Raw genomic sequence first — 22,348 nt, 5'->3', positions numbered from 1 at the left:
CCAACGTATGCGTCTGCTATGCGATCCCAGCACGGCTCAACGAGTTCTGCTTGCATGGTTGCCGTGGCGAATGAAATCTTCAACAGCGAAACTCGGCTGTCGTGGGTGTTGGGCGCGCTGGCGGGTGTGCTGGGTGCGATCTCCTTTCTTCATTCCGCCGGGTATTTGGTGACCTTCATGACGGGCAACGCCCAACGGGCTCCGCTCGGGTTCTTCCGCGGCGAGGTGTGGCCGTCCGTGGCTGCGATGCTGCTGATCCTGTGCTTCGTTGCCGGGGTGGTGGTCGCGTCGGCATGCCGGCGGCATTTCTGGGTGGCGCACCCGCACGGACCGACCGTGCTGACCACTTTCAGTCTGATCGCGGCCACCGTGCTCGACGTAGTCGATGAGGGATGGAGCGAAAGTGATGTCGATTTCCCGCCGATCGCGCTGATGGCCTTCGGCATCGGCGCATTGAACACATCCTTCGTCAAGAACGGCGAGGTGTCGGTGCCCTTGAGCTACGTGACCGGCACGCTAGTCAAGATGGGCCAGGGCATCGAACGTCACATCGCCGGTGGGCGGGCTGCCGACTGGCTGGGTTACCTACTGCTGTTCTCCAGCATCGTCCTGGGCGCCACGCTGGGCGGCTTCATCGGCTCGGTCGTCAACGGCACCGCGATGCTGGTGGCCGCCACCTCCGTGTGCGCTCTGACGACCGTCTACACCTACTTCCACCAGGACCGCCAAGACCAGCTGAGGAAAAAGGACGCCAACGAATAAAGAAGCATCGGCAGCAGCGCTTGACCGGTGCGCTGCTGCCGATGCTCGTTCTGCGTGTCAGGCCGCGGGCGCGGCGCCTGTATTCAGCACCTGCAGCATGTCCGGCTTCATCGCCATCAGCTGCTGGTTCCAGTACGGCCACGAGTGCGTCCCATTGGTCGGGAAGTTGAACACGCCGTTGCGTCCACCCGAGGCGATGTAGGTGTTCTGGAACTGTTGGTTGGTGCGCAACGTCAGGCCTTCGAGGAACTTCGCCGGCATGTTGTCGCCGCCGAGGTCGCTCGGGGTGCCGTTCCCGCAGTAGACCCAGACGCGGGTGTTGTTGGCGACCAGTCGCGGAATCTGCAGCATCGGGTCGTTGCGCTTCCAGGCGGGGTCGGTCGACGGACCCCACATGCTGTTGGCGCTGTAGCCACCGGAGTCGCTCATCGCCAGGCCGATCAGCGTCGGCCACCAGCCCTCGGACGGGTTGAGGAAACCGGACAGCGACGCGGCGTAGGGGAACTGCTGCGGGTAGTAGGCCGCCAGGATCAGCGCAGAGCCACCCGACATCGACAGGCCGACCGCGGCGTTGCCCAGCGGCGAAACCTGCTTGTTGGCCTGCAACCACAGCGGCATCTCCTGGGTCAGGAAGGTCTCCCATTTGTAGGTGTAGGTCTGGCCGTTGCTCGCCGAGGGTTGGTACCAGTTGCTGTAGAAGCTGGACTGGCCGCCCACGGGCATCACCACCGACAGCCCCGACTGGTAGAACTCCTCGAAGGCCGGGGTGTTGATGTCCCAGCCGTTGAAGTCATCCTGCGCCCGCAGACCGTCGAGCAAGTAGACGGCGTGCGGGCCGCCACCCTGGAATTGCACCTTGATGTTGCGACCCATCGACGGTGATGGAATCTGCAGGGTCTCCACTGGAAGACCCGGCTTGGAGAACGCCCCCGCAGTCGCCGAGCCGCCCACAACAGCGACCAGACCGGACAACAGGGCAGCGCCTACAACCGCGATAGCCAGCCGGCGCGGCATGGTTGACGCAGCGCCACGCAACTTCTCAACGAATGTCATAGCTCTTACCCATCCCAACTTTCATCTGCCGCGAGATGCGGTGGAATCTGTTCTCCCGGAGTCAAACACGGCGGGCGGGTTGGATTGGGTCGTCGTGGCCGGGGCGGTAGGTCGCGGTTGGCTAACGATTGAGAGTCAGCCAGCAATCGTCACAATCGGGTCACGATCGGCGCTCAAACCGTGCGGGGGATCTTGCGCCGCGACCGGGTATCCGCTACTGCCGGGTGCAGATGTCACGCGACCAGGCGACGCAAAAGCGTTGAAGCCGTGGCGATTCCGATCACCGCGGCCACCAGCAACACGACGATGTCGAGCGGATTCATCGGGGTGCCGATCAACAGCGCGCGCAGCGCATTGACCTCGTAGCTCAGCGGGTTGACGGTGTTCAGCGCGCGCAGCCAGGCGGGCATCACGTCGACCGGATACAGCGCGTTCGACGCGAAGAACAACGGCATCGTGATCGCCTGCCCGATACCCATCAGCCGGTCGCGATTGCGAACCAGCCCGGCCAGCGTCATCGACAGGCACGCAAAGAACGCCGCGCCGAGCATCACGATGACCATCGCCGCCAGGATGCGAAGCGGATTGACGGTGAGGCCGACACGCATCAGGTATGCCAGCGCCATGACGCCGACGACCTGGGCGACCGAGCGCACCCCGGCGGCGAACGCCTTCCCGGCGATCAGCGCCGACGCCGGCGCCGGCGTCACCATCAGTTTGGCCAGCACCCCGGCGTCGCGATCCCAGATGATCTGGATGCCATAGAAGATCGAGATGAACAATGCCGACTGGGCGATGATGCCCGGTGCCAGGAAGGCGAGGTACGACACCGGTCCGGTGTCGATGACGTGCAGCTTGCTGAAGGTGGTCCCGAAGATCGCCAGCCACAGCGCGGGTTGCACCATGCGGGTGATCAGCTCGGTTCGGTCGTGCTGCAGCTTCTGTAGCTCGACGATCGCGAACGCGCCGATGCGGCCGAACATGGCGATGACGCGTTGCCGTCCGCGCGGCGCACGCACCAGGGTGGCGGCCGGGATCGCGTAGCTTTGATCAACCGGCATGGCTGGCAGCCTTTCTGCTGGAACGGATTTGGCGAAATTCGGCCTGCTCCGGCGGTGCCGACGGGTCGCCGTGCAGGTCCGAGGATGCGTAGTGGCGGAACACGTCCTCGAGCGAGGCGGCCGGCGACACCTTCGACTTCAGGTCGGCCGGGGTGCCAACGGCGCGCAACACGCCGCGATGCATCAGCGCGACCCGATCGCACAAGGCGTCGGCTTCCTCCATGTAGTGCGTGGTCAGCAGCACGGTCATGCCGAACTGCGCCTGCATGCTCCGCACCTGATTCCAGACGCCGTCGCGCGCGATCGGATCTAATCCGACGGTCGGTTCGTCGAGCACCAGCAGCGACGGCCGATTGACCAGCGCCTGGGCCACTTCCAGCCGGCGCACCATGCCGCCGGAGTAGGTCCCCGCCGTCCGGTCGGCCACGTCGAGGAGCTCCATGGCCGCCAGCGCCCGCTCAACCCGGTCGGATCGCTCGATGCGCGCAACCCCGTATAGCCGGGCGAACCACGTCACATTCTGTCGGCCGGTCAACGCCGGCTCCACCGAAAGTTGTTGTGGGACATAGCCAATATTGCTTCGGATGTCGGTGGTCTGGCGCCGCGAGTCCAGGCCGAAGATGTGCAACTGGCCCTTCTGGATCGGCGTCAACGTGGTGAGCATCCGCACCAGGGTGGTCTTGCCGGCGCCGTTGGGACCGAGGAGGCCCATCGTCTCACCCGGTCGTACCTGCAGCGTCACGTCGTCCACGGCAGTGAACTGGCCGTAGCGAAAACCCAGGTGTCGGGCGTCGACCGCCATCGGTAATTTCGTCATCATCTCTCCTGCAGTCGGCGGGCCACCGTGTCGAGGACAGCCAACCCTGTTGTCAAAGCTTCGATTTGGTCATCGTCGAGCTCATCGAGCACCTGCGACAGCAACGCGCGCCGAGCGGCGCGCGATGCGTCGACGGCCTGCTGGGCGGGCCCGGCGAGTCGTAGTTGGCACGCACGACGGTCGGTCCCGTCGACGGTCCGGATCAGCGATCCGCCGGCCACCAGCATGGACACCATGGTCGACGTGGTGTTGGGAGCGAGTCCGAATTCGCTGGCCGCCGCGCGCACCGAGACGCCCGGTCGCCGCCCCACCAGCCAGAGTAGCTCCGATTGGGCTTCGGTAAACCGTGCCGAGCCGTTCGCCCAGGCGCCGCCGGTGCCCGCAGATCCGCGCAGTTGGCGGCCGAACCGGCCGACGACACCAAACAGGTCGGCACCCGGATTGGTGCGTGACGTCAGGGCGCACATAGATAACTCTGTTTACGAGCTCTCTATGTGCGCAGGCTGTGTAGAGCCTTTAGCTAGGCCCGGAATGCCGCTATGCCTGCAGCCGATGCAGCATGACGTTGGTCACGGCGCCGCGCTCGACGGCGGCCATCATGTAGGTGCAGGTCGGTTGGCGCCGCCGGTCCGTCGGCGATCCGGGATTGAGCAACCGCAGCCCCGTCTCGGTGGTGGTGTCCCACGGGATGTGGCTGTGCCCGAAGACCAGCACGTCGCTGTCCGGGTAGAGCCGCGACATCCGGGCTTCGCGCCCGCTGGCCGCGCCGGTTTCGTGGACGACGGTGAATCGGACCCCCGCGAGTGTGGCGTCCGCGCGCTCCGGTAGCCGCGCGCGCAGCTCAGGACCGTCGTTGTTGCCCCAGCAGGCGACCAGCCGCGCGGCCCGTGCCTCCAGTTCGTCGAGCAGCTCGAGGGCTATCCAGTCACCGGCATGAATGACGACGTCCGCCGCGGCGACTTCTTCCCAGACCCGGGCGGGCAAATCACGGGCCCGCTTGGGAACGTGGGTATCGGCAATCAACAGCAGCCTCACGAGTTCTATGCTTACCCGCGAACAGAGGAGAAAGCATGCGCACCTTCGAGTCAGTCACCGATCTTGCCGCCGCCGCGGGTGAAACCATCGGCACCAGCGACTGGGTGACGATCACGCAGGAAGACGTCAACCTGTTCGCCGACGCGACCGGGGATCACCAGTGGATCCACGTTGACCCCGAGCGCGCGGCCGCCGGCCCGTTCGGCAAGACCATCGCGCACGGCTTCATGACGCTGGCGCTGCTGCCCCGGCTGCAACACGAGATGTACACCGTCAAGGGCATTAAGCTGGCAATCAACTACGGGCTCAACAAGGTTCGGTTTCCCGCACCGGTGCCGGTGGGTTCCCGGGTGCGCGCCCAGAGCTCGCTGGTTGGCGTCGAGGACCTGGGCAACGGCACCGTGCAGGCAACGGTGTCGACCACGGTCGAGGTCGAAGGATCGCCGAAGCCGGCCTGCGTGGCCGAAAGCATCGTCCGCTACGTCTCCTGACCCTAGGAAAGCGCCCTTTCGCGCCGTTTCGCGCTCCCGAGAGCCGCGCCGTCAGAACTCGGCGATGGCGTGCTCGAGTCGTTCGGCCAGCCGGGCCTGCGCTTCGGCGCGCCGCGTCGGCAGGTGCGCCGAGGGGAAAGGCGTTGTCACGGGCTGATATTCGCGCAGCGTGCGGCGGGCGACCGTCATTTTGTGCAGCTCGGTGGCGCCGTCGGCGATACCCAGCGATTCGGCGGCCACCAACATTTTCACGAAGGGCATCTCGTCGGAGACCCCGAGCGCTCCGTGCAGGTGCAGCGCCCGCTGCGCGACGTCGTGTAATACCTGGGGCATCGCGACTTTCACGGCGGCGATATCGCGGCGCACCTTCTGGTAGTCGTGATGCTTGTCGATCAGCCATGCGGTGCGCAGCACCAGCAGCCGGAACTGCTCGATCTGGATCCAGCTGTCGGCGATCTTCTCCTGGGTCATCTGGAAGTCGGACAGCCGACCATGTCGGGTCTTGCGGGACACCGCCCGTTCACACATCATGTCAAAGGCGCTGCGCGCCAACGCGATTGTGCGCATGGCGTGATGGATGCGACCGCCGCCCAGTCGGGTTTGAGCGATCAGGAAGGCTTGGCCTTCACCGCCCAGCACATGATCGGCCGGCACCCGGACGTCGGTGTAGCGCACGTAGCCGTGGCTGGCGCGCTTGGAAGATTCCGCGCCGACGCCGACGTTGCGGATAATTTCGATGCCGGGCGTCTCGGCCGGGACGATGAACAGCGACATCTTTTCGTAGGTGCGGGCTTCGGGGTTGGTGACGGCCATGACGATGAAGAACGACGCGTGCTTGGCGTTGGTGGAGAACCACTTCTCCCCGTTGATGACCCAGTCCCCGGATGCTGAGCCGTCGCGGGTGGCTGCCGTGACGAAGGCCCCCGGGTCCGAACCGCCCTGCGGCTCGGTCATCGAATAGCACGAGGTGATCTCGCCGTCGAGCAGCGGCTGCAGGTAGCGGGCCTTCTGCTGCTCGGTGCCGAACATCGCCAAAATCTCGGCGTTGCCGGAGTCGGGCGCCTGGCAACCGAATACTGACGGGGCCCAGCGGGAACGTCCGAGGATCTCGTTCAGCAGCGCCAGCTTGACCTGCCCGAACCCTTGCCCACCGAGCTCGGGCCGCAGGTGCGCGGCCCACAACCCCTGGTCCTTCACCTGCTGCTGCAACGGGCGCAGGATGCCCATCATCTCGGCGTTCTGCTTGTCGTATGGATCAAGAGGGACCAGGTCGAGTGGTTCTAGCTCGTCGACCATGAACTTTTCGACCCAGTCCAGCTTCGCCTGGTATTCCGGGTCCGTTTCGAAATCCCACACCGTGGCCGACCAATCCCCAGTGCATCGTCGCACCGGCATCGTTGATGGAGTTCCCTCATCGTAATCGCGGGGCCACGCAACGCGGTCCGTCGGCAACTTTTTAGTGCAGCTTGGGCAGCACGTAGTCGCGGTAGAAGTTGATGGCGGCGATCGGGTCGCCCTGCGGGAAGTGCAGGAAGGGCACCGCGCCGCCGTCGAGCACCCATTGCACGGCCGTGACGTGCGTGCCCGGATCGGTGCCGACGGTCCAGTTGGCGAGCACCTTGTCGATGGGGTTGGCTTGGGCGGCGCGCTGAATCTCCACGGGATTGGGTTGGTCGACCGCGCCGGCGGTGAAGCGCCACAATTCCGCCGCGCGAGCGGCTTCGTCGGGCTCGCCGACGAAGGCGAATAGTTCGGCGCGCTTGCCCAGGGTCGACGGGTCGCGTCCGGCGGCGTGCGCGCCGTCGTTGAGTGCGCCCAGCAGCTTGAGGTTGGTGAGGTTGCGGGCCTGGGTGATCCATCCGTCGCCGTACTGTCCGGCCAGCCGCGCGCTTTTGGCGCCGGCCGCGGCCACGAAGATCGGCGGCGGCGTCGACGGCAGGTCATACAGTTTCACCGAATTGGTCTGAAAATACCGTCCCGCGAACGAGATTCGATCTCCGCTCCATAGCTGACGGATCAGGGAGATCGCCTCGACGAGTCGATCGTGGCGTTCGGCGTACTTGCCGTACATATTGGTGGCGGCCTGTTCGTTGAGTCGTTCGCCGGTGCCGAGCCCCAAAAACACCCGCCCTGGGTTCAGGATCGCCAATGACGCGAAAGCTTGCGCCACCGTTGTCGGGTGATAGCGGTAGGTCGGACAGGTGACGCCGGTGCCGAAGGAGATGTGGCTGGTGCTATTGCCCACCAGGGCGAGGGTCAGCCACGGGAACATGGAGTGGCCTTCGTTGTCCTGCCACGGTTGCAGGTGATCGGATGCCCAAACGTATTGGAACCCGGCCCGTTCGGCCGCTTGGGCTTGTTCCACTAGCTGATCGGTCCGAAATTGCTCGTGGGACAAGACAATTCCCACGCCTTTGGTGATCGGCGGCGGACTGGCCGGCGCACCGCGACGCTCGTCCACCCGGTCGCACCCGGCCGCCCCGCCGACACCCAGCAGGCCCGCGCCGGCCGCCAGTTGACCGAATGTCCGACGTGAGAGACGCGCCACGCAACCAAGGTACCCGCCGCCACCTGCGGCACGCCCGACGCGTTTTCGTGTTCATTCCAGGCGACAGCCGTTAGCCTGACGTCATGGCTGTCCGGGCACGTCCGGCGCGCAAAGCCGACCTGCGCGAGCTGTCGGCCACGCTGAGCCGGGCCTTCTTCGACGATCCGGTGATGATGTGGATCTTTCCCGACAGTAAAACGCGCGCCGGGCACCTGACCCGAATGTTCGCGGCGATGACGCGCCACCATCATCTGCCCCGCGGTGGCGTCGAGGTGGCCGGTCCCGGAACCGACACGAGTACCGGCCCCGGTCCTGGCGTGGGCGCGGCCGCCCTATGGGACCCGCCGAATCAGTGGCAGGAATCGCGCTGGGCGGAGTTCGCGATGATGCCGGCTTTTTTGCGGGTGTTCGGCCTGCGCTCCGGGACGGCGCGGACCATCCAGGAAACGATGAAGCGCAAACATCCCGAAGAGCCGCACTGGTATCTGGCCGCGATCGGCAGCGATCCGGCGGTGCGCGGCCAAGGCTACGGGCAGGCGTTGATGCGATCACGGCTGGACCGCTGCGACGCCGAGTACTGCCCGGCCTATCTGGAGTCGAGCAAGCCCGAGAATGTGCCTTATTACCAGCGTTTTGGCTTCAGGGTGATGGAGGAGATCCCGCTGCCGGGCGGTGGGCCCCCGCTGTGGGCGATGTGGCGGGACCCGCGCTAGCCGGTCAGGGCATGCTCTGCCACCCGGCGATCCCGACGGCGATCATGCGCAGCTGTTTGACGGCCAGCCGCCGGATATCCTCGATCGCCTCGGCGGTCTGGGTGTCCTCGATGGCTTCGGCGATGACGATCATCGCGTTGACGAACAGCGTCGCCAGCACGTTGAGGTCTTCGGTGCTCCACTCGTGCAGCCGCGGGAAGCGGGCCAGGTCGGTGGCCAGCTCGGAGGTGATCAGTCGGATCTCGGTGCGGATCGCGTAACGCAGCACGCTCAGCCCGCTGTTGCGTTCGCGGCCGATCAGCCGCCAGTGTTCTCGCCGGTCCGCGACGCTGGCGATCAGGATTTCGACGGACGATTCGATGACCCGGTTGGGGTCCAGTTTGCCGGCCCGCGCGTCGCGCAGTGTGTCGCGCAGGCTGCGAAACGACTCGTCGATCAGGACCAGGCCCAGGGCCTCCATCGACTCGAAGTGCCGGTAGAACGCCGCGGGCACGATCCCGACCTCGCGCGTGACTTCCCGCAGGCTCAGCGCCGAAAAGCTGCGGTCCTGCAGCAGCTTGAGCGCGGCGGCGATGATGGCCCGCCGGGTGGCTTCCTTGCGCTCTTCGCGTGACGGGCTTTCCCGGGTGCGTTCCCGACCAGACCGGTGTGACCGTGAGCTAGGAGTACGACCGTTCACTATGTGAAGCCTACCACAGAGCTGCAGAAACTCTTGACTAGCTGCACCATCTGGCCGCACGGTGTACATATGTTCACTCAAAGAAGTCAGACTTCGCGTCGGAGCTTCGCCAAGACTTTCCGGGACCGCATACTCGGTTCCGACCTGGTTGACTTGCTCACCGGCCCCCATGGTGTGGACCGCTACACCGAGCTGGTGGACCGAACCTGGACCCAGGGCGACGCCCGCGCCAAGGTCGTCGACGTGCGCCGCAGCACACCCCGCAGCGTCACACTCATCCTCACCCCCAACAAGAGCTTCACCGCGAAGCATGCCGTCAAGGCCGGCCAGTTTGTCAACGTCGCCGTCGAAATCGACGGCCGCTGGCACACCCGGTGCTACTCCCCGGCCAATGTCGAAGGCAGTGCGGACCTCGAGCTGACCATCGGCCGCCACGGGACGGGTTCGGAAGCCGGGCTGGTCTCCAACTACCTCTACGAGCAGGCCCGCCCCGGCATGGTGGTCGGTCTGGCCGGGGTGGGCGGCGACTTCGTGCTGCCCGATCTCGAGGACTCGGCAAGCCCGCGACGCATCCTCTTCGTCTCCGGCGGCAGCGGGATCACACCCGTCCTGGCGATGCTGCGCACCCTGGTCGCCCAGGGACACACCCGCAACGGCGGTGAGATCGCGTTCATCCACTACGCTCGCACGCCCGCGGAGGCCTGCTATCGCGACGAGTTGCACGCGATGCCCGGCGTACGGGTGCTGCACGGCTACACCCGCTCAGGCCGCGGCGACCTCAAGGGCCGCTTCGGGCCCCGACACCTGGCCGCCGCGATGGAATCGCCGGACGCCGTATTCGTCTGCGGTCCGAACACACTGATCGAGGCGGTGCGCGAACACTGCCAGAACGTGTACGCCGAGAGTTTCGTGCCACCGACCGTTTCCGCGCCATCGAATCCATCCGGCGGTCGAATTACCTTCGCGGACAGCGGAGTCGACGTCACCGACGACGGAAGATCGTTGCTGGAGCAGGCCGAATCGGCGGGCCTGACCCCGGAGAACGGATGCCGGATGGGCATCTGTCACACCTGCACACGCCGGAAGGTCTCCGGCACGGTGCGCAGCCTGACCACCGGCGCGGTCTCGACCGCACCCGACGAGGACATCCAGATCTGCGTGTCGGTACCCGTCGGCGACGTCGACCTATCCCTTTGAGACTCCAACCGACATGGGAGGAATTGCCATGCAAGACAACAAGATCACCTTGACCCCCGAGCAGGCCGACGCGTTGGGCCGGGAACTCGATGCCATCCGAGACCGGGTGATGGCCGACCTCGGCGAGGTTGATGCCGAATACATTCGCCGCGTCATCAAAACCCAGCGGGCCCTCGAAGTGGGAGGCCGCGCACTGCTATTCCTGCCGCCCGCCTGGCTGCTGGGCACGGCGATGCTGGGCGTGTCGAAAATTCTGGACAACATGGAAATCGGTCACAACATCATGCACGGCCAGTACGACTGGATGCGCGACCCCACCATCTGCGGCCGCGAATTCGAGTGGGACACGGCCTGCCCGGCCGACCAGTGGCGGCACTCGCACAACTACATGCACCACACCCACACCAATATCGTGGGCATGGACCGCGACATCGGTTACGGCATCCTGCGGATGAGCACGGACCAAAAATGGCACCCCTACTATCTGGGCAACCCGGTGTACGCCTTCCTATTGATGGTGCTGTTCCAATACGGCGTCGCGCTGCACGAACTGGAGAGTGAAAAGATTCGCTCCGGTGAGATCAGACTGCGGGACAAGCGTGACGTGCTGCGCGCAATCTGGAAGAAGACCCGGCGCCAGACCCTCAAGGACTACCTGGCGTTCCCGCTGTTGGCCGGACCGTTTGCGCCATTCGTGTTCACCGGCAACCTCACTGCCAACCTGATGCGCAACGTGTGGTCGTACATGATCATCTTCTGCGGGCACTTTCCCGACGGCACCCAGGAATTCACGGTCGAACAGACCCGGGATGAGACGCGGGGTCAGTGGTACTTCCGGCAGGTGCTGGGTTCGGCAAACCTGACCGGAGGCAAGATCTTTCACCTGCTCTCCGGCAACCTGTCACACCAGATCGAGCACCACCTGTTCCCGGACATGCCGGCGCGCCGCTACGCGGAGATCGCACCCGAGGTGCAGGAGATCTGCGAGCGCTACGGCATCCCGTACAACAGCGGCCCGCTGCTGCAGCAGTTCGGCACCGTGGTGCGCAAGATCGTGAAGCTGACCTTCCCCGACCGCGGGGCGTTGGTGTCGCTGCTGCCGAAGATCAAGACCGGCGCGTCTCCTGATCGGCAGCCCGTCGCGGCCTGAACCCACTCCCGGGTAGGGAACAATGGAGCCCGTGGAATGGACCGGTGCACGTTACGCGGACAAGCCGACGGTAGAAGCCTCGACGTGGATTGACGCCGATCCGGCCAGGGTCTGGAATCTGATCTCCGACATCAAACTCATGCCGACCTTCAGTAACGAGTTGCAGGCCGTGGAGTGGGCCGGCGGCGTCGACCGCCCGAAGCTCGGGGCGCGCTTCGTCGGACACAACCAGCACGACGCATTCGGCGAATGGAGCACCACCTCGCACATCGTGGCCTGCGAGCAGCGGAAGGAATTTGCTTGGGCGGTCGGCGATGTCGAGCACCCGTCGTCGATCTGGCGGTTCCGGCTGACGCCCCGGGACGGGGGCACCAGCCTGAACTATTGGATGCAGATGGGTCCGGGCCGTTCGGGCCTGTCCGTGGCGATCGACTCGATGCCGGACAAAGAGGAAAAGATCGTCTTCGTCCGCATGCGCGAGTTCGAAACCGCGATCGGCAAGACGTTAGCGGCGATTAAGAGGCTGGCCGAGCAAGGGGTGCGCTGATGCGTACCGCGACGACGGTCGAGTTCTCCGGTGGCAGCGAGAAAGTCGCCGAGGTTGTGACCCTGGCCGTCGAGGCCGAGAAGCTCGGCCTCGATGTGTGCTGGGTCGCCGAGGCGTGGGGTGCCGACGCACCCTCGGCGTTGGGCTACCTCGCCGCGCGCACCTCGACGATGCTGCTCGGCTCGGGCATCCTGCAGGTCGGCACGCGATCACCGGTGCTCGTCGCACAGACCGCGATGACGCTGTCCAATCTGTCGAACGGGCGTTTCTTGTTGGGCCTGGGTGCCTCGGGACCGCAGGTGATCGAGGGCCTACACGGGGTGTCGTTTCGGCGGCCGCTGGCCCGCACCGCCGAGACCGTCGACATCGTGCGGCAAGTGTTCGCGGGCGGCAAGATCTCGTATTCCGGCAAAGAGTTTCAGATTCCCCGCCCCGGCCAGGCCGTGCCGATGCGCGTGTCCAACGTTGCCCAGCACGCCATTCCGATCTATCTGGCGACATTGTCCCCGGCGATGCTGCGGCTGACCGGCGAGATCGCCGACGGATGGCTGGGCACCAGCTTCGTCCCGGAGGGCGCCGACGAAGCGTACTTCGCGCACCTCGATGCGGGACTGGCCGCGGCCGGACGCCCCCGCGCGGACCTCGACATCTGCCAGGGCGCCGAGGTCGCGTTCGCCGCCGACGAGGACGCGTTGCGTGGCATGGTCGCCGCCCGCAAGAAGGAGCTCGCGTTCAGTCTGGGGGGCATGGGCTCCTCCAGCACCAACTTCTACAACCAGGCCTACAGCCGGCAGGGCTGGGCCGATGTGGCGGCCGCGGTGCGCGAGCGGTGGCAGGGCGGTGACCGCGACGGCGCCGCCCAACTGGTAACCGACGACATGGTGCTCGGCACCACCCTGATCGGGACTGAAGAGATGGTCCGCGCCCGCCTCGCGGTGTGGCGCGAGGCGGGGGTCACCACCGTGCGGCTCTATCCCGCCGGCGACACGCTAGCGGCCAAGTTGGAGACGCTGGGCCGAGCCATCGAGATGGTCCGCGACAGCTAGCTCGGCCCGGTGGGCGCGTCGACGACCTTGACCAGCTTCACCTCCGGCCGCTGCGGTACTTCTTCGGACAAGAACCAGCGGAACGCCAGGTTGCCGCGCGGATAGCCCAGCGTCGTCAACGAATTCGGATGAGCAGTGATCTCGCCGGACAGCACAACGGTGACCGACCCGTCGCTGTTGGGCACCGCGCTGTGGTTGTTCAGCGACGACCGGGTGGCGGGGCTTTCCGGATCGCCGTAGGTGGCCATGAACTGGTTCCAGACCACCAGGTTCCAGAACCGGCACGGCGGCGGCCGATGCGTGATCACCAGCGCTTCGTCGTCGTCCAGCACGAAACTGCCGTAGGCGTAGCAGGCGTCGCGAGCCGACCAACCGAAGTTCGCGTCGGGCACTTGATAAGGATCGGCGAATTCGTTTGCGGCGCGCACGGTTTCGTGCCCCAGGCCGTGTTCGTCGTCGACCCGCGCGCCCACCGCCAACGGCACGATGGCGGACATCGTCCGCAACCAGGCCGCTACGGCACGCAGGCGCGCCGCGGTCTCCGCGTCGCCGTGCCGGATCGGTTCCGGCTCGTCGAGCGCCTCGATGTGCCACTCGACCGGGCGGCCGGTCAGCGGGTGTGCCTGATAGTCGCGGGTCATCAGTGTCGCCGCATCGGGCGTCGCGGGAAACTCGAAGGAGAAGTTGCCGTCGGCATCGATGTCCAGATCGGTGTCCCGCACAATGGCGACGACGCGGTCCGACCAGGCCCCTGGTGCTGGCTGGTTGTAGGCGGTCACCGAGAAGTAGACGCTGTCGCCCTTGTTGCCGCTGATGCGGTAGCGGCGTTTCGGATCGATCGGACAGACGAAGTAATACGCGTCGGTGTTGTCGCCGCCCCACCGGCGGTCGCGCCGGAACGGGGTGTTCACCGCCGCGAAGCGCGGTCGGCCCGGTTCGGGGAAGAGCTGGGTGTCGAAGGCCACGCCCAGCGTGGTGGCCAGCATGCGGTAACCGTCGGCGACGTGGCGGTCGTCGGTGACCGCACGCTCACCGTCGAGGAAGACGCGATCGAGATCCCCCAGGGTGGCCAGTAATTCCCGCCACGCGGCGGTTGATTCGTGCGTCATGTGCTGATTCCTTTCAGGAGTAACGTCGTGGTGCGGTCTATCCAGGTGGTCCCGTGTGCGGCGCCGAGTTGATCGGGTCGGGTGAGCAGGCTGACCAGCGTGATACCGGCGAGCGCCTCCGCCAATTCGTCGGCCGTCACCTCGGGGCGCACCGTACCGCGGGCCGCGGCGGCGTCGAGCCACGCGGCGAGCCCGCCGCCGATGATGCCGGTGAACCGCTCCAACAGCGCCGCGTGCAGGGTGGGGTCGGCTGCCATCTCGCCGATCAGCCCGGGCAATGCCGCACGGGCCGCCGGCGTCGTCAGGGATTTCGCTGTGCGACAGACCATCTCGCGCACATCGCCGGCCAGCGACCCGGTGTCGGGGACCTCGGTCGCAGCGCCGATCGGGAACACCGCCTCGTGGACCAGATGCGCCTTGCTGGGCCAGCGCCGATAGATGGCGGGCTTGCTGGTGCCGGCCCGCTCGGCGATGGCGGAAACCAGCAGCCCGGGATAGCCGGTCTCGGCGAGCAGCTCGACGGTGGCGCGCAGCACGGCGGCGTCGATACGTGGGTCACGGGGGCGGCCAAAATCCACAACCATTACGAAACTCACAGTAACATAAGTCGCCGTGACCAATGCCGCTCACTCAGTTCGTCTCGACGACCTCGCCCAGCCGCAGTTCAGCGCGCAGGGCCAACAAATTCTCAACATGATGGCCATGATGGCCGCCCAGTGCCCGCTGCGGGCCGACGCGCTGCACGCACAGGCCAGCGCTGACACCGGGTTGCACGACTTTGGGCCGGACGATTACCGGGAACGTCTCGAGGTATACCTGGCCGCGCTGCGCGAGATCGACGGCCTGCACGACGCGGGTCGGGTGAACTTCTACAACCAACTGCTACAGGTGCTCAAGAACCGGCTGCTGTTGGTCGACCTGCTCAAGCGGCACCCCGAGATCAACGGCATCGCACTGCACGCACCCGTGGTGATCGCCGGCCTGCCCCGCACCGGCACGACACATCTGCACAACCTGCTGGCGGCGCCGCCGACGTTTCGGACCATGCCGTACTGGGAGAGCGTCGAGCCGTTTCCGACGCCGAATGAGGTTGGTATCGAACCCGATCCGCGACGCACCCGAATGGATGTCGCGGTCAGCGTGCTGGACGCGGTGATGCCGCATTTCGCGCTGATGCATGAGATCACCACCGATCACGTGCACGAGGAGATCCAGCTGCTGGCCAACGACGTGTCGACGATGCTGCTGGAAACCCTGGCCGACGTGCCGCGCTGGCGTGACTACTACCAGTCCCACGACCAGACGCCGCACTACGAATATCTCGCCACGCAACTCAGGGCGATGCAGTACCTGCGTGGCGGACGGCGCTGGTTGCTCAAGTCGCCTCAACATCTCGAGCAGGTGCGGGTGCTGAACCGGGTGTTCCCGGACAGCATCGTCGTGTTCACTCACCGTGATCCGGTGCCCGTGGCCCTGTCGATGATCGCGATGATCACCTACTCCGCCCGCATGCACCGCACGCCGGTGCCGGTGCGGCAGATCGCCGCTTCCTGGATCGACCGGCTCGATCAGATGCTGACCGCGCTGGTCCGCGATCGCGACGCCATCGGCCCGGACCGCTCCATCGACATCCGTTTCGACGACTTCATGGCCGACGAAATCGGCGTCGCCCGGCGGGTTTACGCGCTGGCCGGCGAACCGTTCACCGACGAGACGGAAAAGGCGGCCACCGACTACCTGGCCAGCCACCGGCGTGGCCGGCTGGGCAGTGTGGAAACGTCGTTCGACATGTTCGGGCTGGACGAGGCGACGATCCGCGAGCGCTTCGCGCCGTACGCCCAGCGATTTCTGGCCTAGCGCAAATCGTTCGATTCGTGCGGCGGTAAGTGGGAACCCTACAACTCGCCACGGCTCAGACGCCGCCTCCTCGGGGTGGTCGAGGTCACCAACGGATAACCCGCTGAGGTCGTGGAAAAGCTGGATTTGTACCCACGGAACCCGGATGTCCGGGCGAAGGAGATCTCATGGCTGACCAAGGTAAGTCCGGCCAGGCGCGCAAAGGACTGCTCGATTCGCTGAAGGGCAAGGTGAAAGAAGTCGTCGGCGCCGTGAGCGGCAACGATTCGCTGACCGCCGAAGGGCAACTCGAACAAACTCAAGCACAGCAACGCCGCGAAGCCAACGCGATCGATGCGGTCGCCGAGCAGCAGGCCCAACGGGCGCGGACACAAGAAGCCGAAACCAAAGTCGAAGCCGCCCAACAACGGCTGGCCGCCAATGCACAGGCAGCGGCGGTCGAGGGTTCGATCGAAGCCCAACAGGCGGCCCAAAAGCGTGCCGCCGACCAGGCCGCCGCGCAGAGCGCCGCGGTGCAACAGACTCAGGCCAAGGTCGACGCCGAGCGCCAGGTAGAGCAGGCCAAAGCCGAAGAGCGCGCGGAAAAGCATGCTGCAGCAGTCGAAGCCACCGACGCCGCCGCGGAGCACCACAGCGAGGTGCAGGTGGCTGCGAACGAGAAGCTCGCGGCCGAACGCCTGCGCCGCGAAGCCGAATCCGACAGCTGAAACCGAAGCCAGACAGAGGAGCACTCGATGAAATTGACCGACGTCCCGTTCGCAGTTCTGCGCTGCCAATATCAGCTCGCCCGGTTCCCGCTGCAGTTGATCGAGGATCGGGTTTTCGCGCGGATCAGCACCGAAGCCCCGGCCCGGCTGGTCTACGAACGGTCCCTCGGCACGTTGGATGCGGCCGTGGGCAATGTGCTGCGGGATTCCGATCTTGCCGATCGTGGTGCGGCGCTGGCCCGGCGTTCCGAGACGCTGGGCAAGGCCGCCGCGCTCGATGCGAAGGCGTCCAGCCGGATCGAGAAGGCCGACACGAAGCTCAAGGCGGCTCACGACACCGCGGTGGAAGAGCGCCAGGAGGCCGAGGCGGCCGCCGAGCAGGAGATCGAGCAGGCACGCGCAGCGGAGCAGGACCGCAAGCGCGCGGCGGTCGATGGTGCCCAGAAGCAAAGTGCCGCCGCCAAGCGCCAGGTCGATCAGGTTGCCGCGGACCGCAAGAAGGCGGCCGAATCGGCCCGGCGCCAAGTGGAAACGAGGACTCGGGCCACCGAGAAGGCTGCGTCGAAGGTGGCCGACGCACAGCTCGGGGAGGCCCGGGAGAGGCGCAGCGAGGCTGCGGAGAAGCGGTCCGAGGCGAATCAGCTCGAAGAGTTGGCGAACGCCGAGAAGGAAAAGCGCCAAGCCGAGCGCGCCAACGACTGACCGTCGGGAACGGCTCTTGTTGCGCGAGTGGATTGGCGGCTACCTTCTCGAGGCATGGTCACTATGCCCACGCTGCCTGGCTCGGTCACCGTCGAGCACCGTTTCGTAGCACTCGGTGACGGCGTCACCATCCACGTCGCCGACGCCGGCCCGGCCGACGGTCCGGCCGTCATGTTGGTGCACGGCTTCCCTGAGAACTGGTGGGAGTGGCACGAGCTGATCGGTCCGTTGGCCGATGACGGCTACCGCGTGTTGTGTCCGGACCTGCGGGGTGCCGGTTGGAGCTCGGCGCCCCGTTCGCGGTATCTCAAATCGGAGATGGCCGAAGATCTCGCCGGTGTGCTCGATCACCTGGGTGTCGGCTCGGTGAAGCTGGTCGCGCATGACTGGGGTGGGCCCGCCGCGTTCATCATGATGCTGCGGCACCCCGAGAAGGTCTCCGGCTTTTTCGGACTCAACACCGTGGCGCCGTGGGCGAAGTTGGATCTGGCGGCGGTGCGCGACCTGTGGCGGTTCTGGTACCAGGTTCCGATGCTGCTGCCGGTGATCGGACCACGGGTGATCAGCCGTCCGAACTCGCGGTTTCTGCGAGTGCTGGGGTCGTGGGTCGGTGGTGGTTTCGCGTTGCCCGAGGACAGCATCCGGCTGTACAGCGAGTGCATGCGCGAGCCCGGACACGCGGAAGCCGGCTCGCGCTGGTATCGCAGCTTTCAGACCACGGAGATGCGCAGTTGGCTGCGTGGCGAGTACAACGACTACCGCGTCGACGTGCCGGTCCGTTGGCTCAGTGGCACCGAGGATCCGGTGATCACACCACGGCTGCTGGACGGATACGCCGACCGCATCAGCGATTTCCAGGTGGAACTCGTCGACGGGGTCGGGCATTGGATCGTGGCGCAACGGCCCGAGTTGGTGCTGGATCGGCTGCGGGCGTTTCTCAGGGCTTGACCAGGATCCGGATCGGGTTGCCGTCCGCGTGCTCGAGCATCTCGATCCCGGCCTCGACGTCTTCCAGCGAGACGACGTTGCTGATTGAGCGGGAAAGGTCAAGGCGGCCAAGCGAAACCAATTTGGCCAGGGTCTCGATGTCGGCGTTCTGGTACCCGAGGTGGCCGAGCACTTGCTTGCGCGCCAGTCCGAACATGGCCGTGGGCCCGATGGTGGGAGATTCCGCGCTCATTCCCACGCTCACCAGCCGGCCGCCGGGCCGCAAGCAATCCAGGGCCTGCTCGAAGGTAGCCTTCAATCCGACGGCGTCGAAGGCCACATCCAGCTTGTGTCCGCCATTGACCTCGCGGATTTGGTCGCGTAGGTCGCCGTCGCGGGAGTCGAGGGCGTAATCCGCGCCGAGTTCGACGGCACGCTCGCGCACGGCCGGATTGATGTCGAGCGCGATCACCGGTGCCGCACCGATCAATCGCGCGAGCTGCACGATGTGGGTGCCGACGCCGCCGACGCCCCAGACGCCGACCGATTCCCCGACCGCTACCTTGCCGGTCCGCACCACCGCCCCGTATGGGGTGGACACCGCGTCGGCCAGGATGGCGGCCTGCTCGAGCGAGACGTTGCCGGGGACGCGGGTCAGTCCGGCGGCCTGGGCCACGGTGTATTCGGCCCAGGCGCCGTCATAGGCGAACGCCATCAACTGAATCCGCAGGCAGTTGACGGCGTCGCCGCGGCGGCAGTTCGCGCATCTCTGGCAGGGCCGGCCGGCGGCGACGACCACCCGGTCGCCCTCGGCCCAGCCGGTCACGTCCGGACCCAATGTCGCGATCGTGCCGGAGGCTTCGTGGCCCTGCGTGACCACCGGCACCTGGGCGGGGAAGGTCCCGTTGATCAGGCTCAAATCCGAGTGGCAGATCCCGCAGAACGCCACCTTGACCAGAACTTCGCCCGGGCCCGGCACGGGGATCGGAATGTCTTCCAGGGCAATGGCTTTGGTGTCAGCGTAAAAGCGCTCGGCGCGCATGGTCGGCGGCATGCCGTGGTGCTACTCGACCCCGATGGTGACTTCGGTGGACTTGATGAACACCGTCGCGGGCTGCCCGACTTCCAGACCGAGATCCTGGGCCGCATCCTTGGTGATCGAGGAAGTGATGACCTGGTCGCCACCGTCGAGCCGGATCTTGACGACCGCCATCACGGTGCCGAGGTCGACCTCGGTGATGATCCCTTTGAGCTGGTTTCGGGTGGATAGCCGCATTGCAGTCCTTCCGGGTGGGGCTTTGCGATGAGCCTAGACGCCGCCTCGATGAGCCTCTAGCGGCGTGGCCCCAGCAGCGCGACGCAGGCATCCACTGCCGGCTCGACGATCTCGCGGGCCGGCCGGCCGTCCTCGACGGTGATCGCCGTCAGCTCGCGCAGGCCGCCGATCACGATCACGGCCAGCGGTGCGGTCAACGGGGGAAGGTTGGCGCGCTGGAATCCGGCATCCGAGCTCAACGCGATCAGCAGGTCCGACAGCAACTGAAAGCCGCGGCGCTGGACCGGCCGGGCAACGGCTCCCAGTCCGGGCAACTCTCGGATCCAGCTCAAGGTGATGGCCGGGCGGCCTTCGATATGGGCGACGTAGGCTTCAACCGCTTGACGGATTTGGTGATGCCAGTCCGCCTCGGGATCGACGACGGCGGCAATGCGGGCCCCGAGTGTCTCGAGGTCGTTTTCCAGCAACTCGAGGAAGCAGGCCTCTTTGCTGGCGAAGTGGCCGTAAAACGTGCGCTTGGATGTGCGGGCATGACGCACGATGTCGGCGACCGTGCTGGCGCGGTAGCCGCGTTCGTTGATCGCGGTGGCCAGGCCGTCCAGCAGCCGCATCCGGAAGGGGTCCTGGCGGTCCCCGTTGCCGTCCGGGACAGCATCCACGACAACCGCTGTGGCCGTAGGAGCGGATGGCATGATCGGCGGCCCCTTCGCGCATATGCTGCCCTTGTCAGGCTCGGTACTACAGAGTACCGTACGGTACAGATCCGTGGTACATCGCAGTACCGACCCTCATTTCGGGGCGGACGTTGGGAGCAATGACGCCATGAGCGAACTAGTCACCACCGAGGCACCGGTCCCCGCGGTCAAGTTGCCGCCCGCCGTCCCGGCACCGCGGCTGGTGCAGGGCCTCGGCTTTGCGCTGGCGCGGCGAATGATGATTCGACGGCTGTCGCGGCGGTACGGCAGTGTTTTCGCGCTGCGGCTGCCGATGTTCGGGCGCGTCATCGCGGTCAGCGACCCGCAGCTGGCCAAGCAGATCTTCACCACCAGCCCGGATGAACTCGGCAACATCCAGCCCAATCTGAGCAGGTTGTTCGGCTACGGCTCGGTATTTGCGCTGGAGGGCGACGAGCACCGCAGCCGGCGCCGGCTGCTGGCCCCGCCCTTCCACGGCAAGAGCATCAAGAATTACGAGACCATCTTCGAAGAGGAGACGCTGCGCGAAACTGCCGACTGGCCCGAAGGGCAGTCGTTCGCCACCCTCACGCCGATGATGCGGATAACGCTCAACGCGATCCTGCGGGCCGTATTCGGGGCCGACGGCGCCGAACTCGACGAATTGCGCCGGCTGATCCCGCCCTGGGTCACCCTGGGATCGCGGCTGGCAGCGCTGCCCAAGCCGAAGCGAAACTACGGGCGATTCAGTCCGTGGCATCGGCTGGACGAGTGGCGCGACCAGTACGACAACGTCATCGAAAAACTGATCGCGGCCGAGCAGGCGGATCCCCACTTCGCCGACCGCAACGACGTGCTGGGGCTGCTGCTGCGCAGCAACTACGACGACGGGTCGGCGATGTCGCACAAAGACATTGGCGACGAGCTGCTGGCCCTCCTGGCCGCGGGGCACGAGACCACCGCGTCGACACTGGCGTGGGCGTTCGAGCGGATCAGCCGGCATCCGGAGCTGCTGGCCGCGCTGGTCGAGGAGGCCGACGGCGACAACAACGAACTCCGCCAGGCGACCATCCTGGAAGTGCAACGAGCCAGAACCGTCATCGATTTCGCCGGCCGGCACGTCTACCCGCAGACCTACCGACTCGGCGAGTGGGTGATTCCGCGCGGCTGCTCGATCATTGTCGGCATCGCGGAACTGCACAACAACCCCGACCTGTTTCCCGATCCGGAACGCTTCGACCCGTGGCGGTTCATCGACACGAAGCCAGCGGCCCTGTCCTGGGTTCCATTCGGTGGTGGCACCCGACGCTGTGTGGGAGCCGCGTTCGCCAATCTGGAAATGGACGTGGTACTCCGAACGGTGTTACGCCACTTTGCCATTCAAGCCACCGGCGCGTCCGACGAGCCTTGGCACTGTCGCGGTGTCGCGTTTGTGCCGAAGCGCGGCGGTCGAATTACCGTGCGGCGTCGCTAAATTCGGCTACTGGCTGGCCGACGCGCGGCGCGGCAGCTTCCAGCCGGGGCGGATGAAGTGGCAGGTGTATCCGTTGGGGTAGCGCTCCAAGTAGTCCTGGTGCTCGGGCTCGGCTTCCCAGAAGTCGCCGGCGGGACTGACCTCGGTGACGACCTGGCCGGGCCACAGCCCGGACGCGTCGACGTCGGCGATGGTGTCCAGCGCGATGCGCTTCTGCTCATCGTCGACGTAGAAGATCGCTGACCGGTAGCTGGTGCCGCGGTCGTTGCCCTGCCGGTTTTTCGTTGTCGGATCATGGATCTGGAAGAAGAACTCCAGCAGGGCGCGATAATCGGTGACCGACGGGTCATAGATGATCTCGATGGCTTCGGCGTGCGTGCCGTGGTTGCGGTAGGTCGCGTTGGGCACATCGCCGCCGGTATAGCCGACGCGGGTCGCGATGACGCCGGGTTGTTTGCGAATCAAGTCCTGCATGCCCCAGAAACAGCCGCCGGCAAGAATCGCCTTGTGGGTCTCCGCCATC

Annotated in this window: 25 protein-coding genes and 1 pseudogene; 12 read left to right on the top strand and 14 right to left on the bottom strand. The window is 66.0% G+C overall.

Going from position 1 to position 22,348, the window contains the following annotated elements; all coding sequences use genetic code 11:
* The first annotated feature begins 63 nt into the window (after positions 1 to 63).
* Positions 64 to 762 (top strand): YoaK family protein, encoded by a 699-nt coding sequence (locus G6N33_RS10975; RefSeq protein ID WP_044512675.1) that lies wholly within the window; start codon positions 64 to 66, stop codon positions 760 to 762.
* Between the two features lie 57 nt (positions 763 to 819).
* Here the strand turns inward: G6N33_RS10975 and ag85C are convergent, their stop codons facing one another.
* The 5 genes and pseudogenes from ag85C to G6N33_RS10950 form a co-directional block, all read right to left on the bottom strand.
* Complete coding sequence (gene ag85C, locus G6N33_RS10970) at positions 820 to 1,815, bottom strand: diacylglycerol acyltransferase/mycolyltransferase Ag85C (RefSeq protein ID WP_044509310.1); 996 nt, start codon at positions 1,813 to 1,815, stop codon at positions 820 to 822.
* A gap of 233 nt (positions 1,816 to 2,048) precedes the next feature.
* Positions 2,049 to 2,876 carry an ABC transporter permease gene (locus G6N33_RS10965; RefSeq protein ID WP_044509311.1) on the bottom strand — a complete coding sequence of 276 codons (828 nt, stop codon included), beginning with the start codon at positions 2,874 to 2,876 and terminating at the stop codon, positions 2,049 to 2,051.
* Positions 2,866 to 3,630, bottom strand: a pseudogene (locus G6N33_RS10960) (ATP-binding cassette domain-containing protein); the annotation flags it as partial. The gene G6N33_RS10965 and the pseudogene G6N33_RS10960, both read right to left, overlap by 11 nt.
* Before the next feature lie 62 nt (positions 3,631 to 3,692).
* Positions 3,693 to 4,160 carry a MarR family winged helix-turn-helix transcriptional regulator gene (locus tag G6N33_RS10955; protein ID WP_044509313.1) on the bottom strand — a complete coding sequence of 156 codons (468 nt, stop codon included), beginning with the start codon at positions 4,158 to 4,160 and terminating at the stop codon, positions 3,693 to 3,695.
* Positions 4,161 to 4,230: 70 nt separating this feature from the next.
* Positions 4,231 to 4,728 (bottom strand): metallophosphoesterase family protein, encoded by a 498-nt coding sequence (locus G6N33_RS10950; protein WP_044509314.1) that lies wholly within the window; start codon positions 4,726 to 4,728, stop codon positions 4,231 to 4,233.
* Positions 4,729 to 4,763: 35 nt separating this feature from the next.
* Here G6N33_RS10950 and G6N33_RS10945 point away from each other — a divergent pair, with 35 nt between their 5' ends.
* Positions 4,764 to 5,219: a MaoC family dehydratase gene (locus tag G6N33_RS10945; RefSeq protein ID WP_044509315.1), complete on the top strand. Its 456-nt coding sequence runs from the start codon at positions 4,764 to 4,766 to the stop codon at positions 5,217 to 5,219.
* Positions 5,220 to 5,270: 51 nt separating this feature from the next.
* Here G6N33_RS10945 and G6N33_RS10940 read toward each other — a convergent pair whose 3' ends face one another.
* Entirely contained in the window at positions 5,271 to 6,614 is a 1,344-nt protein-coding gene (locus G6N33_RS10940) for an acyl-CoA dehydrogenase family protein (protein ID WP_044509316.1), read from the bottom strand.
* Positions 6,615 to 6,675: 61 nt separating this feature from the next.
* On the bottom strand, positions 6,676 to 7,767 hold the full coding sequence (locus tag G6N33_RS10935; RefSeq protein ID WP_044509317.1) for a F420-dependent hydroxymycolic acid dehydrogenase: 1,092 nt from the start codon (positions 7,765 to 7,767) through the stop codon (positions 6,676 to 6,678).
* An 83-nt stretch (positions 7,768 to 7,850) separates the two neighbouring features.
* Here G6N33_RS10935 and G6N33_RS10930 point away from each other — a divergent pair, with 83 nt between their 5' ends.
* The gene (locus tag G6N33_RS10930; protein WP_101528387.1) at positions 7,851 to 8,480 is read left to right on the top strand and encodes a GNAT family N-acetyltransferase; all 630 of its coding nucleotides are present in this window, start codon (positions 7,851 to 7,853) and stop codon (positions 8,478 to 8,480) included.
* A gap of 4 nt (positions 8,481 to 8,484) precedes the next feature.
* Here the strand turns inward: G6N33_RS10930 and G6N33_RS10925 are convergent, their stop codons facing one another.
* Positions 8,485 to 9,159, bottom strand: coding sequence for a TetR family transcriptional regulator (locus G6N33_RS10925; protein WP_044509319.1), 675 nt, complete (start codon positions 9,157 to 9,159; stop codon positions 8,485 to 8,487).
* Positions 9,160 to 9,228: 69 nt separating this feature from the next.
* Between G6N33_RS10925 and G6N33_RS10920 the strand changes: the two genes are divergently transcribed.
* The 4 genes from G6N33_RS10920 to G6N33_RS10905 are packed head-to-tail and all read left to right on the top strand — an operon-like array spanning position 9,229 to position 13,099.
* Positions 9,229 to 10,356, top strand: a complete 1,128-nt coding sequence (locus tag G6N33_RS10920) for a flavin reductase family protein (RefSeq protein ID WP_044509320.1) — start codon at positions 9,229 to 9,231, stop codon at positions 10,354 to 10,356.
* 28 nt (positions 10,357 to 10,384) lie between these two features.
* Positions 10,385 to 11,506, top strand: coding sequence for a fatty acid desaturase family protein (locus tag G6N33_RS10915; RefSeq protein WP_044512678.1), 1,122 nt, complete (start codon positions 10,385 to 10,387; stop codon positions 11,504 to 11,506).
* 22 nt (positions 11,507 to 11,528) lie between these two features.
* The gene (locus G6N33_RS10910) at positions 11,529 to 12,053 is read left to right on the top strand and encodes an SRPBCC family protein (protein ID WP_179962682.1); all 525 of its coding nucleotides are present in this window, start codon (positions 11,529 to 11,531) and stop codon (positions 12,051 to 12,053) included.
* Entirely contained in the window at positions 12,053 to 13,099 is a 1,047-nt protein-coding gene (locus G6N33_RS10905; RefSeq protein WP_044509321.1) for an LLM class flavin-dependent oxidoreductase, read from the top strand. The genes G6N33_RS10910 and G6N33_RS10905 overlap by 1 nt, the downstream gene beginning before the upstream one ends.
* Here the strand turns inward: G6N33_RS10905 and G6N33_RS10900 are convergent.
* Both G6N33_RS10900 and G6N33_RS10895 read right to left on the bottom strand, forming a co-directional pair.
* A complete protein-coding gene (locus G6N33_RS10900) occupies positions 13,096 to 14,208 on the bottom strand; it encodes a DUF1214 domain-containing protein (protein ID WP_044509322.1) in 1,113 nt (370 codons plus the stop codon). The two genes, G6N33_RS10905 and G6N33_RS10900, sit on opposite strands and share 4 nt — an antisense overlap.
* The gene (locus tag G6N33_RS10895) at positions 14,205 to 14,792 is read right to left on the bottom strand and encodes a TetR/AcrR family transcriptional regulator (RefSeq protein ID WP_044509323.1); all 588 of its coding nucleotides are present in this window, start codon (positions 14,790 to 14,792) and stop codon (positions 14,205 to 14,207) included. Before G6N33_RS10895 ends, G6N33_RS10900 begins: the two co-directional genes overlap by 4 nt.
* A gap of 28 nt (positions 14,793 to 14,820) precedes the next feature.
* Here G6N33_RS10895 and G6N33_RS10890 point away from each other — a divergent pair, with 28 nt between their 5' ends.
* The 4 genes from G6N33_RS10890 (at position 14,821) to G6N33_RS10875 (ending at position 18,422) form a co-directional block, all read left to right on the top strand.
* Positions 14,821 to 16,065, top strand: coding sequence for a sulfotransferase family protein (locus tag G6N33_RS10890; protein WP_044509324.1), 1,245 nt, complete (start codon positions 14,821 to 14,823; stop codon positions 16,063 to 16,065).
* A gap of 167 nt (positions 16,066 to 16,232) precedes the next feature.
* Positions 16,233 to 16,772: a CsbD family protein gene (locus G6N33_RS10885; RefSeq protein WP_044509325.1), complete on the top strand. Its 540-nt coding sequence runs from the start codon at positions 16,233 to 16,235 to the stop codon at positions 16,770 to 16,772.
* Between the two features lie 27 nt (positions 16,773 to 16,799).
* On the top strand, positions 16,800 to 17,474 hold the full coding sequence (locus tag G6N33_RS10880; protein WP_044509326.1) for a hypothetical protein: 675 nt from the start codon (positions 16,800 to 16,802) through the stop codon (positions 17,472 to 17,474).
* A gap of 63 nt (positions 17,475 to 17,537) precedes the next feature.
* A complete protein-coding gene (locus G6N33_RS10875; protein WP_408632792.1) occupies positions 17,538 to 18,422 on the top strand; it encodes an alpha/beta fold hydrolase in 885 nt (294 codons plus the stop codon).
* Here G6N33_RS10875 and G6N33_RS10870 read toward each other — a convergent pair.
* From G6N33_RS10870 to G6N33_RS10860, 3 genes are read right to left on the bottom strand one after another with little or no spacing between them, the layout of a single operon-like run.
* The gene (locus tag G6N33_RS10870) at positions 18,412 to 19,455 is read right to left on the bottom strand and encodes a zinc-binding dehydrogenase (protein WP_044509328.1); all 1,044 of its coding nucleotides are present in this window, start codon (positions 19,453 to 19,455) and stop codon (positions 18,412 to 18,414) included. The two genes, G6N33_RS10875 and G6N33_RS10870, sit on opposite strands and share 11 nt — an antisense overlap.
* A gap of 9 nt (positions 19,456 to 19,464) precedes the next feature.
* Positions 19,465 to 19,677 (bottom strand): TOBE domain-containing protein, encoded by a 213-nt coding sequence (locus G6N33_RS10865; RefSeq protein ID WP_044509329.1) that lies wholly within the window; start codon positions 19,675 to 19,677, stop codon positions 19,465 to 19,467.
* 56 nt (positions 19,678 to 19,733) lie between these two features.
* Complete coding sequence (locus G6N33_RS10860; RefSeq protein ID WP_044512682.1) at positions 19,734 to 20,288, bottom strand: TetR/AcrR family transcriptional regulator; 555 nt, start codon at positions 20,286 to 20,288, stop codon at positions 19,734 to 19,736.
* Positions 20,289 to 20,499: 211 nt separating this feature from the next.
* On the opposite strand from G6N33_RS10860, the gene G6N33_RS10855 reads away from it, so the two are divergent.
* Positions 20,500 to 21,825: a cytochrome P450 gene (locus G6N33_RS10855; RefSeq protein WP_044509330.1), complete on the top strand. Its 1,326-nt coding sequence runs from the start codon at positions 20,500 to 20,502 to the stop codon at positions 21,823 to 21,825.
* 6 nt (positions 21,826 to 21,831) lie between these two features.
* On the opposite strand, the gene msrA is transcribed toward G6N33_RS10855, so the two are convergent.
* A complete protein-coding gene (msrA, locus tag G6N33_RS10850; RefSeq protein WP_044512684.1) occupies positions 21,832 to 22,347 on the bottom strand; it encodes a peptide-methionine (S)-S-oxide reductase MsrA in 516 nt (171 codons plus the stop codon).
* Between the last annotated feature and the right edge of the window lies 1 nt (position 22,348).

It is taken from the genome of Mycobacterium simiae, assembly GCF_010727605.1.
Classification (GTDB): Bacteria; Actinomycetota; Actinomycetes; order Mycobacteriales; family Mycobacteriaceae; genus Mycobacterium; species Mycobacterium simiae.
This window is presented reverse-complemented; position numbering and strand designations above follow the sequence as displayed.

Coding starts and splice junctions, on each gene's coding strand:
- G6N33_RS10865 (WP_044509329.1), bottom strand. CDS start 19,677: ATGCGGCTATCCACCCGAAACCAGCTCAAAGGGATCATCACCGAGGTC.
- G6N33_RS10885 (WP_044509325.1), top strand. CDS start 16,233: ATGGCTGACCAAGGTAAGTCCGGCCAGGCGCGCAAAGGACTGCTCGAT.
- G6N33_RS10875 (WP_408632792.1), top strand. CDS start 17,538: ATGCCCACGCTGCCTGGCTCGGTCACCGTCGAGCACCGTTTCGTAGCA.
- G6N33_RS10965 (WP_044509311.1), bottom strand. CDS start 2,876: ATGCCGGTTGATCAAAGCTACGCGATCCCGGCCGCCACCCTGGTGCGT.
- G6N33_RS10945 (WP_044509315.1), top strand. CDS start 4,764: ATGCGCACCTTCGAGTCAGTCACCGATCTTGCCGCCGCCGCGGGTGAA.
- G6N33_RS10880 (WP_044509326.1), top strand. CDS start 16,800: ATGAAATTGACCGACGTCCCGTTCGCAGTTCTGCGCTGCCAATATCAG.
- G6N33_RS10895 (WP_044509323.1), bottom strand. CDS start 14,792: ATGGTTGTGGATTTTGGCCGCCCCCGTGACCCACGTATCGACGCCGCC.
- G6N33_RS10940 (WP_044509316.1), bottom strand. CDS start 6,614: ATGCCGGTGCGACGATGCACTGGGGATTGGTCGGCCACGGTGTGGGAT.
- G6N33_RS10855 (WP_044509330.1), top strand. CDS start 20,500: ATGAGCGAACTAGTCACCACCGAGGCACCGGTCCCCGCGGTCAAGTTG.
- G6N33_RS10915 (WP_044512678.1), top strand. CDS start 10,385: ATGCAAGACAACAAGATCACCTTGACCCCCGAGCAGGCCGACGCGTTG.
- G6N33_RS10910 (WP_179962682.1), top strand. CDS start 11,529: ATGGAGCCCGTGGAATGGACCGGTGCACGTTACGCGGACAAGCCGACG.
- G6N33_RS10930 (WP_101528387.1), top strand. CDS start 7,851: ATGGCTGTCCGGGCACGTCCGGCGCGCAAAGCCGACCTGCGCGAGCTG.
- ag85C (WP_044509310.1), bottom strand. CDS start 1,815: ATGACATTCGTTGAGAAGTTGCGTGGCGCTGCGTCAACCATGCCGCGC.
- G6N33_RS10955 (WP_044509313.1), bottom strand. CDS start 4,160: ATGTGCGCCCTGACGTCACGCACCAATCCGGGTGCCGACCTGTTTGGT.
- G6N33_RS10920 (WP_044509320.1), top strand. CDS start 9,229: ATGTTCACTCAAAGAAGTCAGACTTCGCGTCGGAGCTTCGCCAAGACT.
- G6N33_RS10905 (WP_044509321.1), top strand. CDS start 12,053: ATGCGTACCGCGACGACGGTCGAGTTCTCCGGTGGCAGCGAGAAAGTC.
- G6N33_RS10900 (WP_044509322.1), bottom strand. CDS start 14,208: ATGACGCACGAATCAACCGCCGCGTGGCGGGAATTACTGGCCACCCTG.
- msrA (WP_044512684.1), bottom strand. CDS start 22,347: ATGGCGGAGACCCACAAGGCGATTCTTGCCGGCGGCTGTTTCTGGGGC.
- G6N33_RS10870 (WP_044509328.1), bottom strand. CDS start 19,455: ATGCCGCCGACCATGCGCGCCGAGCGCTTTTACGCTGACACCAAAGCC.
- G6N33_RS10860 (WP_044512682.1), bottom strand. CDS start 20,288: ATGCGGCTGCTGGACGGCCTGGCCACCGCGATCAACGAACGCGGCTAC.